This window comes from Lewinella cohaerens DSM 23179 (assembly GCF_000379805.1).
Lineage (GTDB): Bacteria > Bacteroidota > Bacteroidia > Chitinophagales > Saprospiraceae > Lewinella > Lewinella cohaerens.
In genome coordinates, this window is record NZ_KB903576.1 from 107,447 (window position 1) to 120,495 (window position 13,049).

A 13,049-nucleotide genomic window follows, 5' to 3' on the forward strand; every position below is an offset into this window, starting at 1 on the left:
TCAGTGGTTTTTTAAATAGCTGACACGCTTAAATTGAACTGCTTAGCCGTCTGTTTAAAAAACGAAGGCTCAATTTGTTTTTGTGCTATTTTTAAAATCCCAAAGGTAAGGAAGAGAAAATTTCTAACGGGTATATCAACAAGTCTATCTGAGGATTAGTTGCAAAAAAACGTTAAGGTGGCCCAATAAACAGGAATGCCCACTGAGGCTTCAGTAGGCATTCCTGTTTAGTTATTACTAATTAGCAAAGACTGGCTGTGCTATTAATAGCCATCGCTATTTCCAGGCTTCAAGCCAGTGGGGCGATCCATTTCGACGTCCGTTGGACTTGCTACTCGGAATTCTACTCTACGGTTCATATAACTGGAAGTAGATGGAACTAGTGCATCTTCTTGGCCTTTGTATTGAAGAACCAATCGGCTACGGCCGATACCGTGCTGGTTCATCAGGTGCTTAGCAACTGCATCAGCACGTTGGTAACTCAGGTTGGAGTTATAAGATTCAGGGCCCGTTTTATCGGTGAAACCTGTAATAACCAAACGCATATCAGGATTAGCTTTCAGCATTCGGGCCAAACTGGCAAGTGTTCCATAGTCAGAATACTTTACCGTGTAGTTGTCGGTGCCAAAGTGGATCATAGGTAAGAACCATTCCGCAACATTGTTTTTAGGCTCTGTTAGGCCATACTGGCTAAGAGCTTCATCAATCATCTCCTGAACCCGCTCTTCTGTTACACCTCCTCCTGGAGCAGTAATAGGGTTGATTACTACACCGTCTTCGTTTACGCGTTCACCGGCACGAGGTGGGTAGTAAGGCTCTAGGTCTTTGTAATCAGCAACACCATCTTTGTCACTATCGAGGGTACGCCCTTTGGTATCTACAGGTACGTCCGCAGGTGTGTTAGGTTCTTGGTCAACGGCATCAATAACACCATCTTGGTCGGTATCTGCTAAAGCTACATCCTGGCGTTTTTTGACATCATCAATGCTCGACATGATATCTTCTCCCAAGCTGCCCCAGTAAAGCGGCTCACTACGTGAAGCAGGATTGCCGAGATTGAAATTCATCTGGAGACTAGTGAAATTCAAGATGTCACCAGCGATAGATTTATTGCCTTGGCTACCTTCTTTGTTTAAGCCATCCAGTAAATCAGAACGATTACCAAAAAGGCCGCTGGATTGGTGTTCAAAACCTACATTGATTTTGTTGCTTAAACGGAAAGAAATACCTGCACCAACAGTAGCATGAGGAGAAACCTCTGAAGCAATAGACCCTGTTCTAGGAATACCAGCAATATTACCAGGCGTATTGTACTCTACCACCTCAAAGAAATTTACACCTCCACCAATCATAGCGTAGAGGTTAACTTTTTTCTTTGGGCGGTCCAGCCGTACACTGTTTAAGGAAAACACACCTAAAACGGCTGCAGAGGTATAGTTGGTCTCAAAATCCCAGGCATCACTACCATCTTTACCCATACCATTTGCCTTGCCCATCATAAGATCCAGGCGCAAAGAGAAAAGGTAGTCTGTTGCTTTACGTAAGTGCAGGCCATATGCATAGCCAAACTCAGGGTCAATCTCACCAGCGACAAACAAATAGCCACCATTGACACCGAATTCGTACATGTCCTTAGGCTTGGAGTTTGATCCGTTTTGGGCCTGGAGGTTTACATTCCCACAAAGCAGGAGTGCTAGTCCAAGGAGAATTGTTGTAATTTTCATCTTCATAGGAGTTATTTTAAAAGTCATGTTCAAGGGTTCTTGTTTTTGGGTAATAAATAGAAAAGGCCTGACCCAATAGGTCAAACCTTGTTTACGCTTGATAATGGTAAGAGTTTCACCAATCTCTGTGTAGTTTTTGGGTGGATTGTTCTATCGTGGTAAATGCAAGCTAATGCCTTTATCCTAGCAAAGATATTGTTAATTTTCCTGCTCTACCAAAAATTGGGCCAGAAAAGCATTCTTTCTGGCCCAAAATCAGTGTTTTAGGAAGTTGCAGCTGCTTTTTTATCTGGTAATAATTGTTCCAGGGCTATATTTAAGGCCGTCATAGAGATGCCTACGGGTAAGGAGGATCTTTCCTGAACCCTGCTCAGTGCCTTACGTATGGTAGCTGAAACATCGCTGAAAATAGCCTGATCTGTTACTTCAATATCAGGCTGCATCAAATAGGCAAATACGCGTGCCATTCCACAATTAGCAATAAAATCAGGAATTAAAGCAATTTCCTGATCAAGGCGGGTGGCTGTAGGGCCGAAGAAAATACCATCATCAATAAAAGGAACATTGGCACCACAGCCAATTACCTCAAGGCCACCTGCTTGCATCATTGCTACCTGCTCTGGCGTTACGAGTTTAGATGCTGCACCGGGAACAAATATATCAGCACCTAGTGACCAGATCTGCTGGTTGACCTCGTCAAAAGGTAGCATATTGACGGACTCTAGTGCATTACCTGATTTATCAATAAATAAGGTTTTTATTTCTTCGACACCGAGCCCTTCAGGGGCAATGATACCACCTTCTCTATCAATGATACCTACAATTTTTACACCTTGTAGCGTCAGGTAAGATGCTGCTGTAGCGGCTACATTGCCCCAGCCCTGAATAATGGCCGTTTTCCGGCTGCAGTACCTTGATGGTAGAGGTCATAAAAATGGCGTATAGATTCCGCAACGCCGTAACCAGTAATCAGGTCAGCTACCGCAAATTTTTTAGGACCATCAGGAACGTACTCCGCATCTTCTACAATTTTGGCACAACCATAGCGCAACTGTCCAATGATATTAATTTTATCACCTTTGCTGCTGTTTAAGTGGCCATTGACAATTCCTTCCTGAGGGTGCCAAAGGCCTAAATCCTCGGTAATAGGAATAACGTCCTTTAGTTCATCTACATTGAGGTCGCCTCCTGTGCCATAATAATTTTTAAGAATAGGAAGCACCGCTTTATACCACCGCTCTAGGACCTCATGGCGACGTGGGTCTTTGGGATCAAAATTGATGCCGGATTTGGCACCTCCAATACTCGGTCCAGCTACGGAAAATTTTATTTCCATTACTTTGGCAAGTGATTCGACCTCTGATTTTGTGAGCCCCTTGCGCATCCTTGTACCTCCTCCAGCGGCGCCGTTACGAAGGCTGTTGATCACAATCCAGCCCTCAGCCCCGGTGGGCTCATCGTACCATTCAAAAACGATCTCTGGGCGTTTCTGCCGATACAATTGTAATAAATCTTCCATGGTTTGGTTCTGTTTGGTAATACTTGCTAAGGCAAGTAATTTTTGGCGCAGCAAATATAGGAAATTGGAATAATAATGCCTTAAAAGTGAACAAAGCGCTGCCATTTTCCTATTTTCGGCGCATAACCTATTCGAGAAAGAATGTTTGATCACTGGCTGGAGCCTACCACTAAGATTGCGACTTCTGCTGCGCCCCATAGCTGGGCCAAGAATATCTCTTTCTATCAAGGAGGGAAAGGTAACCTGAGTTCCAAGCAATGCGTGCTTATCGGTCTGGACGCAACGGCTGCTGATGCCGTGCGAGAAGCGCTCTATCCGATGAGTTGGGCCTTCGGGGACCTTGGGTTTACAGATTTGGGGAACTTACGTAAGACCAACGAGGATTTTGTCATTCCCTTGTTACGAGAGGTAATGGACAGTCAATTGTTTCCCATTCTGATAGGTGGTAACCCCAATCTTTTTTATTCGCAGTTTCAATCATTTTTAAACCTGCGCGACTTGGTGAGTATTGCATTGATCGACGAGCAGGTGCCTATCAGTACGGATTGGAAAAAGTCTTCGACTAAGTATCTCAATCATTTGTTTCGGCACAGGCAGGAGAGTGTATTTCATCTCAGTCTCATTGGAGCACAGGCGCATTTTACAGATCCTGCAATTATTGACTGGCTTGAAGAGCAGCATTATGAATACCTCCGTTTGGGGCAAGCGCGAGAAAACCTCGCGGAAGTGGAACCCCAACTAAGGGACGCCGATATCATTGCCCTTCACTTGGATGCGCTAAAACAATCGGAGGCTCCCGGGCAGTTGAACCCAAGCCCCAGCGGTTTCTTTCTGGAAGAGGCCGCTCAACTCTGCCGTTACGCAGGAATGAGTGATAAGCTGCGGTCCTTTGGTATTTATGGTGTCGATAATAGTTCTAAAAGAAAATTAGCTCCTACTGCACAGGCTGTAGCCCAACTGGTCTGGTATTTTACGGAAGGTTACTATCAACGGCTGGGTGATTATCCCGTTACCAACAAGGGCCTCACAGAATATGTTGTCGACTGGAAAGGACAGGACGAAAAACTTACTTTTTGGAAGAGCCCTCGGAGTGGCCGCTGGTGGTTGCAAGTACCTGCCAAAACGAGCCGCAAGCAGCAACGCCACCGGCTGATTCCATGTAGTTATTCCGATTATAAAAAAGCCATCCAGCAAGAATTGCCAGATCGACTTTGGAATGCTTTTCGGCGGTTTTAGCACTGGACCGTAGGAGGGGTAAACCAAAAGATTGGTTAACTGGTTAAAACGCTTACTGCTCCAGCAGCAGCTCCAGTTTCATCCCTCGTGATCCCTTGATTAGCAATTCTGTCCCTGCAAGTGCCGACCAATCCAAAGCATTGCTAACCTCTTGTGCACTGAGGAAATGAGGGAGGCCCAGTTCTTTGGCAGCGGCAGCAAATAGTGGCCCTACTAGCGTAATATTTGCAAAAGCGAGGGACTGTGCCAATTGAGCAATGTCTAGATGTTCTGTTGCTGCTGTTTGACCTAGCTCCAGCATATCTCCTAAAATGACCGTCTGAGGCCCTTTGGCTTCCGCTGCGAAATTCTGTAGCGCGGCTCGCATACTAGAAGGGTTCGCATTATAAGCATCTAGATAAATACCAACTTCTTTATGCTCCAGTCGCTGTGAGCGATTATTAGAGGGGACATATTCGGCAATACCTTCCACGATTAAGTGAGAAGAAACTTTGAAATACTTGCCTACGGCAATTGCCGTCATGATATTTTGCAAGTTGTGCCGACCAGAGAGAGAACTTTCTACGGTACGAATATTGCCATCAGGCTTAAGGAATGAAACCTTAACTTTTGGAACCAGTTGGTCTAGTCGGATTTCATAGAAAGGGGTCGTAGGGTCTGGCGTTGTGCTAAGGCAATAGTCAATTTTTCGGTTGACACCATGCTGGATTGCTAAGTCTTCAAGATAATCTTCTTCAAGATTGATAAAAGCGACCCTTTGGTGAGTAGCGAGGTAGGTATACAATTCAGATTTTCCTTTTTTCACACCTTCAATTCCTCCAAAGCCTTCCAGGTGGGCTTTGCCAATATTTGTGATTAGGCCGTGAGTAGGTTCTGCTATCTCGCAAAGTTCAGCGATTTCCCCCTGATGGTTGGCCCCCATTTCTATAACCGCAATTTCGGTGGTCAAAGGCATGGCCAGCAGGGTGAGTGGTACTCCAATATGATTGTTGAAATTACCTTGTGTGAAGTGTGTCTGGTGAGCTTTACTCAAAACAGCGGCTACCAGTTCTTTGGTAGTAGTTTTTCCATTACTGCCAGTAATGGCTACAATAGGAATATTTAACTGTTGCCGGTAGGCGCGAGCCAGGTTCTGAAGCGCCAATAGCGTGTCTTCTACCAGTAGATAACGTTCGTCTATTATGATTGATGAATCATCAACGACAACAAAAGCAGCCCCATCCTTCAGGGCTTGAGCGGCAAATCGGTTGCCATCAAAATTATCCCCCTTTAGGGCAAAAAACAGATCACCTTCCAACAACTTTCGCGTGTCAGTACAGACCCGCTGGCATTTTGAAAAATGCTGCAATAAGGTAGCTACCGTGGTGTAAGCCATAAATATCGACAGAAGTAGGCTGGAGCCTTTAGCACCAGCGCTGTGAAGAATAAATCAAAAGGCTTATTCTGTTGGGGCAGGTTGGTGGAGAAATTGATGCATTATCGACCACGCGAAGCTTTTTTTGAGGAGCCTAGCCTTAGCTAAGTGACTCAAAAAAGGCACAGTGTGGGAAAATAAGGTGCGATTTATCCCCGACATGATCCCAGCAGAACAAGTCTAAAAGCTCAAATATAACAGAAAAGCCATTCTGCAGTGAGCAGAATGGCTTTTCTGAAATTAATTTTTCAGCGGAGCTGGAAAATTTCTAACGACGACGGCTACTCCGTTTCGTCTTAAAGAAGTGTCCACTTTCCGTTTCGTTATCCGTTGGTGCACCCATCCGGATCATCGCACAACGGAAACCAATAGCACGGTCACCTTTGTTTTCGTCTTTGAAACGACGCGTACCTGGAGTCAACCAGTAAGCACGGTCAGACCAAGAACCACCTTTGTAAACACGAGCTTCGTCACTGATCAGCGTATGACGACCATAGTCGTAGTAAGCTTCAGACTGCTGGTCACCATCAAGGAAGTTGTAAGCCATACCAACTTTGTAGTTCTCACGGTCAGCTGCTTCTTCGTCCTCTACGTAGCGGTAGCGAAGGCGGCCAAGGCTGTCTTTTTCAATAGGACGACCATCTTCATCCAACTCTAAGTGCTGGAACTTATTACCACGGTATGGGTTCATGTCGTGGTTGTCAGCATCTACCAAGTCAGTGGTTGTTAATGGACGATAGAGATCAAGTACCCATTCGTTTACGTTACCAGCCATGTTGTACAGACCGAAGTCGTTAGGCAGGTAGGCACGTACAGGTGCTGTAGGACAGGCATTATCGTTCAAGCGACCGGCAACACCCATGTAATCACCACGACCACGCTTAAAGTTGGCCTGGATGTAACCTTGGTAGCGATCACGTTTCTGATAGCGAACAGAAGATCCACTCCAAGGATAGACACGACGATCAGTATATAATTCGTCTTTTTCGTTTTCCTGAAGACCGATCAAGGCTAAAGAAGCATACTCCCATTCCGCTTCTGTAGGAAGGCGGTATTCTGGTAGCACAATACCATCTTCGAAACGAACAGGTCTTTCACCTCCCGTTTGTAAATCTTTGAGGTTCTTGCGAACATCTCCCTGGTACTGACCTACAAGATAAGCTTGGGTGTTGAAGTTGTCTTCATCCTTTTGCTCCATGTTAGGATTAAGGATACCGCGTTCGATGAGGATAGCCTCATTCACACGGTCAGAACGCCACTTACAGAACTCATTAGCCTGAATCCAACTTACACCAACGACTGGATAGTCGTCATAAGAAGGGTGACGGAAATAAGTTTCTACCAGTGGTTCGTTGAAAGATAATTCATCACGCCATACTAGCGTGTCAGGTAAACCATTGAGGTAAACTTCCGGATAGCTTTCTCCAAAGACTCTCTTGGTCCAATAGAGGTATTCGCGGTAGTTGTGGTTGGATATTTCAGTTTCATCCATGTAGAAAGAGGAAACCGTAACACGACGAGGCGTATTGTCCCAGTCAAAAGTTACGTCCGCTTCGGTATTACCCATTACAAAAGTACCACCAGGGATTAATACCAGATTTGGTCCCGTAGGTTGTCCTTCATAATCGAGATTTTTCTCGAAGCCACCCCATTTGGTGTCATTGAAATTCCAGCCGGTGACGTCCGAGGATTCTTTCTTTCCACACGAACTAAACACCAACGTGAGGCCCATAGCGATGGAGCCCAATTTTAACAGATTTTTCATTCCCTTTACCGAGTTAATTTTGCGAATCGACCAACAAATATAGGAGAAAAACGGTAGCCAGCTAACGTCCTCCGCAATCCTTGGACACAAAAATGCGAACTTTAACATTTATACTAGTCAACAAGCTTCTTTAATTGAACATTTTGAAGCAGTTGTTCCAGCGAGAGGAGTGCCTTTTGCGCTCCAGTATCTTACTATCTTCTAGGTTGATTATCAGGGCTATCTCGTGTGTGTTTCCCGTTCCGTTAGGAACATCTGCTAAAGTGGAAACAGTCATGTCGTAGCTATATGCAATCCGAAATACCCCCTGTCGAACACCAAACGAAAAAACTGCAGCATCAGCGAGCGTAAAATTGTGACGATACCATGCGCCGCCAAAAATACTGCCACTTCCCAAGTAGGTGCCGAGCATGATTTGCCCGACATCACCCTGCTTTACGAACATAGCATTCGGTGAAATAAACGTAGTTCCTCCGCGCTTATTGCGCCGGCCGAGGTCAAATTCTGCCCCCCCGTGAATTGTAAGCCGTAAAGGCCTTCCTGCGAACAGGTTTTCATTGATCGCAAGGAAGCTTTCGTTAGGTCGATTGAGGTGTTTCATCGTAACACCTCCGTATACATTACGATTATAGAACAGGATACCAGCAGATGCATCAAATAATGTAGTAGTGAGCGAAGCAGGTTGGTTTTCTTCACTGAGAAGCGGTACGCCATTTATTTCTTCGCCGTAAATATTATCGAGCTGATCACCAAAACGAAGCTGATCCCAGTCTACCCTGGTTTGGTAGAAGCCGGCCTCCAGGCCTATTCTTACATTGGTTTCCCTTCCCAGCTGAATTTTATAAGAGTAAATACCCGATACTTGATGGGTCTTATAAATGCCATCCCCCGCAGCATCGGTCATTACCTGAAGACCAAAACCACTGTTAAGCGATTCAATTTCCTGTTCAAAGGAGGCAGCGTAGGTAATGTAAGCGTTGGGCCAGTTGGGGTATTGATTTCGATGATTGAAAGTGAAGCGAGGAGCAATCGTTGTTCCTGCAAAAGCAGGGTTAAGCTGTAATGGCGCAGCAAAGAACTGGCTGAAAATAGGGTCTTGGGCCTGTAGTGTGATCGTCATAACGAACAACAAACCTACCAGTAGGTGTAACTTTCTCCTCATAGCTGCGCGATTTCGTCGTTTTCTTATAGTTTTCCAAAGACCAAACTAACAAACCCCCTTCGCATCCCAAAATTTTTAACACAATTGGTCTTCCAGCGGTGATAAAAAACTTATTCATTGCAGCTAAACGACATTTTGAGGTCAAATTGCCGTTAACGAAAAATAGGTATTGACTGTTTACGTTTCAAATACATTAATTATTGCGCAAAAAAACAAATGAAACATTCCCTAAGGTTTTTCCAATAGTTGACATGCTTGAAGTGAATCGCTTAGTCATCTATTGGAAAAACGAATGTTCCATCTATTTTTGTGCTGTTTTAAATTTGTGCAGCACCAACTGAAGTTATGAAAAAACTACTCCTCTTTATCTCAAGCTGTGTACTTTTCACAGTGCAACTTTTTTCTCAAACGGTGATTCGTCAGGATTTTCTTTGGGAAGATACACCGACGACTTACCTTATTGGGGAGCAAACCGTTGAGCAATGGGCTTTTCCTGACGCAAAATTTGGTGATGCCGCCCCTTCTCACCCCTATTGGATTTATCGCTTTCCTGTCAGTGGCCCGGGAGTCATTAATGTAGCCGTGTCCAGTTTGAGCTTTGAACCTTTGAGCAAACGCTATGCTCCCGAGGATGAGCAGTTGGGAACTGAATTGAAGTTTACTACTAATATCGTCAGAGAGCCAGAAGGGTATTTTGCCAAAATTTCCGTCGTTCCTTTTATTAAAGATGGGAATACTTATCAGAAGGCAAGTGCTTTTGTCCTTAACGTCAATTTCGAACCCCGTAGCACGTTGCGCGGCGGCCCTCCTTTTAACTCTGTGCTAAGTGACGGTGATGTGTACAAAATTGCGATCCCTACAACAGGGGTGTACAAACTGAGCTACGGATTTCTCAAAGATGAACTGGGTATCAGTAACCTAGATAATATTGATCCACGAAGTATCAAGGTTTATGGCAATGGTGGCGGACTAGTGCCTTATGATGTGAACGAAGACCGTCCTGAGGACTTGGTAGAGAACGCAGTTCGTATTGTTGGTGAAGGTGATGGCAGCTTTGATGGGGGAGATTATCTTTTGTTGTATGCTGAAGGCCCTAATAAATGGAACTATGATGTTGCACAGGATCGATTTGATCAGCAAACAAACATCTACGATTCACGTAACTATTACTTCATTAAGATAGGTGGCAATGGCAATGGTCAACGAATACAAGAGCAGGCTAGCCTCGAGGCCACTGATGGAACTTCAACCACCTATGATGGACTTTTTCGTTTAGAGGAAGATCGTGTCAATCCGCTACACGAAATTGAAGCAACGGGCACAGGTACAGGCCAACATTGGTACGGCGATTTCTTCAAATTTGCCAGAGAAAAGACTTATGATGATTTATTTGAATTGAAGGGATTACAAACCAATGAACCCGTTACAATTAGGGCCTCCATGGCATTGAGGGCGCGCCCGAGCTCTCGTTTTTTTCTTGATATTGCCGGTCAAACATTGTCGAGCCAAACTGTTCCCGGTGTGCCGATTGGTGAACAAAATGAAATTTATAATGACTTGGCACCCAATAGCTCTCTCAATGGTACCGTAAATCTTACTGAAGAGAACCTTGATGTGCTATTGCGTTACCCTCACCCTGGTGGTTCTGACCAAAGTTCTGGCTGGTTGGATTTTATTCAGGCTCGTGCTCGATTAGCCCTTCGAGTGGAAGAAGATCAGACCTTTTTTCGTGATACACGTAGTATGGAGCAAATCACAACGACCTTTGTCGTTGATAATGCCAGCAATGATGTTAGTATTTGGGATATTTCGAATCCTTTACAACCACAAGAACAGGCAACGACTATTAGCGGTAATAGCTTGCGCTTTGGACTCACAACTGCTGAACAGTTACGAGAATTTGTCGCTTTTCGAAATAGTAGTGATTTCCCCGGTCCAGAAGCAGTAGGTAAGATTGAACCACAGAACTTGCATGGACTAGCGAGCCAGGAGATGTTGATTGTCTACCATCCTGATTTTGCAGAAAAAGCACTTGAACTGACGGAGCATAGACGTAGTTTTAGCGGCTTGGAAGTAACGGCTGTCTCTGTCGATCAGATTTATAACGAATTCTCTAGCGGGCGAGTGAGTCCTACGGCGATTCGTGATTTTGCAAAACTCATCTTTGAACGCGATGGTAGCTTGAGGTACTTACTCCTAATAGGTGATGGTTCCTTTGATTGTCGTGATTTGTATGGTTTTGGTGGCAATTTTGTTCCCGTTTATGAACGGGATGAAAATCACGAACTTAAAGGGTTTCCTTCCGATGACTTTTTTGTCATTTTTGATAACGAACCTGGTGCTGACCCCTTGGCTAACGATATGAGTATTGCCGTAGGGCGCTTACCCGTAAAGACGCCAGCAGAAGCGGCTACCGTAGTCAATAAGATCATTCAGTACGATACCAACCCGGATTACTATCAGGATTGGCGGACTAGATTGACTTTTGTGGGCGATGACGAAGATAATGCAGCCCATTCAGATGATTCAAATGAAGCGGCTGAACTGGTGAGAACGCTAAAGCCGCAGTTTAACATAAATAAACTCTTGTTCGATCTCTTTCCGCAAGAATCTACCCCCGCCGGAGACCGGTATTCAATCGTAGAAGAGCAACTTAACCGAGCAATTAGCCGTGGGACTTTCATTACAACCTATTTAGGGCATGGTGGTCCCAGGGGCTGGGCACAAGAGCGAGTGCTGGATATACCTATGACTCAAAACTGGGAAAACCTCGACCGCCTTTGTATCTTTCTTACGGCTACCTGTACTTTTGGCGATTATGACAATGGGGCCTTTGTATCTGCCGGAGAGGAATTGATCCTGAGCCCAAGGGGAGGAGCGATCGCTCTTCTAACAACGACACGGCCTGTATTTGCTAACCGTAATGCAGCTTTGACAAACCGTTCGTTGACCGAAATGCTAAAACAGGATGAACAAGGAGACTGGACCAGTCTTGGCGATGTGATTCGGATAGCTAAAAATGCACTAAGTGCACCAGGAAGCTTCGAAAATGAACGCAAATTCATGCTAATGGGTGATCCTGCGATGCGTCCGGCACTGCCGCGTTTCCGCGTAGCAACGACTTTGATTAATGGCATTGAGGTAGATACTGCCAGCCTGGATACGCTCAGCGCATTGGAAACGGTTACTATCACGGGACAAGTTGAAGATTTGAATGGTAGCTTACTAAGTAACTTTAATGGAACGGTATTTCCTACCATCTACGATAAGCGGATCGGTGCCCAAACCTTGCGTAACGATCCCGAAGGCAGTCCTGAGAGGACGTACATGGTGCGTAAAAATGTACTCTTCCGCGGACGTGCTACCGTGACCAATGGTCAATTCACTTTCTCATTTGTAGTACCTAAAGACATCAATTATCAATATGGCGCAGGCAAGATCAGCTACTACGCTGCCGATCCTGATCAGCGGGTGGATGCAGGAGGAAGTGAAGAACGATTCATTATTGGAGGTTCAAACCCTGACGGAGTCGTAGATGATACGCCGCCGATAGTAGAAGTATTTATGAACTCCGAGGATTTTGTTGCGGGCAGCCAAGTCACGGCAAACCCCACCTTAGTAGTGAAACTATCGGATGATTTTGGGATAAACGTAACGGGAAACAGCATTGGCCACGACTTGGAAGGTTTCCTCAATGAAAATACCCAAAGTAGTTATTTACTTAACGATTTCTATGAAGCGGAGAATGACGATTATACTAAAGGAGAAGTACGCTTTCCGCTTAAAGATCTGGCTCCGGGTACTTATACGATGCGGGTGCGTGCCTGGGATGTAGCGAATAATTTAGGAGAAGGTACGACGGAATTCATCGTTGCTGATGATGGAAAGATCGCATTGCAAAACGTGCTTAATTACCCAAACCCTTTCACTGACCGGACCTGTTTTCAATTTGATACTAACGTAGCTGGTGAAGATATGGAAGTGTTGATTCAGGTGTTTACCGTATCTGGGCGTTTGGTAAAAACTATTGAAGAACTTATTCCCTCAAATGATGGTGCACTTCGCCTAGACGACTGCATTGAATGGGACGGGAAGGATGATTACGGTGACCAATTGGCCCGTGGTGTATACTTGTACCAAGTGCGAGTGCGTACGCAGGGAGGGCAAGAACTCAGTGGGCAAAGCGAGTTTGAGAAACTTGTGATCTTGAAGTAAGTGTATTAAGCCAA

6 protein-coding genes and 1 pseudogene are annotated in these 13,049 nt (G+C 45.0%); 2 read left to right on the forward strand and 5 right to left on the reverse strand.

Annotated elements, in window-relative coordinates; genetic code table 11:
* Positions 1-263 precede the first annotated feature (263 nt).
* A complete protein-coding gene (locus A3EU_RS0123625) occupies positions 264-1,730 on the reverse strand; it encodes an OmpA family protein (RefSeq protein ID WP_044086501.1) in 1,467 nt (488 codons plus the stop codon).
* 257 nt (positions 1,731-1,987) lie between these two features.
* Positions 1,988-3,243 (reverse strand): annotated as a pseudogene (locus A3EU_RS35405) (Glu/Leu/Phe/Val dehydrogenase dimerization domain-containing protein).
* Between the two features lie 141 nt (positions 3,244-3,384).
* On the opposite strand from A3EU_RS35405, the gene A3EU_RS0123635 reads away from it, so the two are divergent.
* The gene (locus A3EU_RS0123635) at positions 3,385-4,479 is read left to right on the forward strand and encodes an arginase family protein (protein ID WP_020538674.1); all 1,095 of its coding nucleotides are present in this window, start codon (positions 3,385-3,387) and stop codon (positions 4,477-4,479) included.
* 52 nt (positions 4,480-4,531) lie between these two features.
* Here the strand turns inward: A3EU_RS0123635 and A3EU_RS0123640 are convergent, their stop codons facing one another.
* The 3 genes from A3EU_RS0123640 to A3EU_RS0123650 form a co-directional block, all read right to left on the reverse strand.
* Positions 4,532-5,854 carry a UDP-N-acetylmuramoyl-tripeptide--D-alanyl-D-alanine ligase gene (locus tag A3EU_RS0123640; protein WP_020538675.1) on the reverse strand — a complete coding sequence of 441 codons (1,323 nt, stop codon included), beginning with the start codon at positions 5,852-5,854 and terminating at the stop codon, positions 4,532-4,534.
* A 307-nt stretch (positions 5,855-6,161) separates the two neighbouring features.
* On the reverse strand, positions 6,162-7,658 hold the full coding sequence (locus A3EU_RS0123645) for an SUMF1/EgtB/PvdO family nonheme iron enzyme (protein WP_020538676.1): 1,497 nt from the start codon (positions 7,656-7,658) through the stop codon (positions 6,162-6,164).
* Between the two features lie 130 nt (positions 7,659-7,788).
* Positions 7,789-8,820, reverse strand: coding sequence for a PorP/SprF family type IX secretion system membrane protein (locus tag A3EU_RS0123650; RefSeq protein ID WP_020538677.1), 1,032 nt, complete (start codon positions 8,818-8,820; stop codon positions 7,789-7,791).
* A 345-nt stretch (positions 8,821-9,165) separates the two neighbouring features.
* Here A3EU_RS0123650 and porU point away from each other — a divergent pair, with 345 nt between their 5' ends.
* Complete coding sequence (gene porU / locus A3EU_RS31625) at positions 9,166-13,035, forward strand: type IX secretion system sortase PorU (RefSeq protein ID WP_020538678.1); 3,870 nt, start codon at positions 9,166-9,168, stop codon at positions 13,033-13,035.
* Positions 13,036-13,049 lie beyond the last annotated feature (14 nt).

Bases quoted from the DNA above. Each gene is read 5' to 3' on its own strand.
- A3EU_RS0123625 (WP_044086501.1), bottom strand. From the start codon at position 1,730: ATGAAGATGAAAATTACAACAATTCTCCTTGGACTAGCACTCCTGCTT.
- A3EU_RS0123635 (WP_020538674.1), top strand. From the start codon at position 3,385: ATGTTTGATCACTGGCTGGAGCCTACCACTAAGATTGCGACTTCTGCT.
- A3EU_RS0123640 (WP_020538675.1), bottom strand. From the start codon at position 5,854: ATGGCTTACACCACGGTAGCTACCTTATTGCAGCATTTTTCAAAATGC.
- A3EU_RS0123645 (WP_020538676.1), bottom strand. From the start codon at position 7,658: ATGAAAAATCTGTTAAAATTGGGCTCCATCGCTATGGGCCTCACGTTG.
- A3EU_RS0123650 (WP_020538677.1), bottom strand. From the start codon at position 8,820: ATGAGGAGAAAGTTACACCTACTGGTAGGTTTGTTGTTCGTTATGACG.
- porU (WP_020538678.1), top strand. From the start codon at position 9,166: ATGAAAAAACTACTCCTCTTTATCTCAAGCTGTGTACTTTTCACAGTG.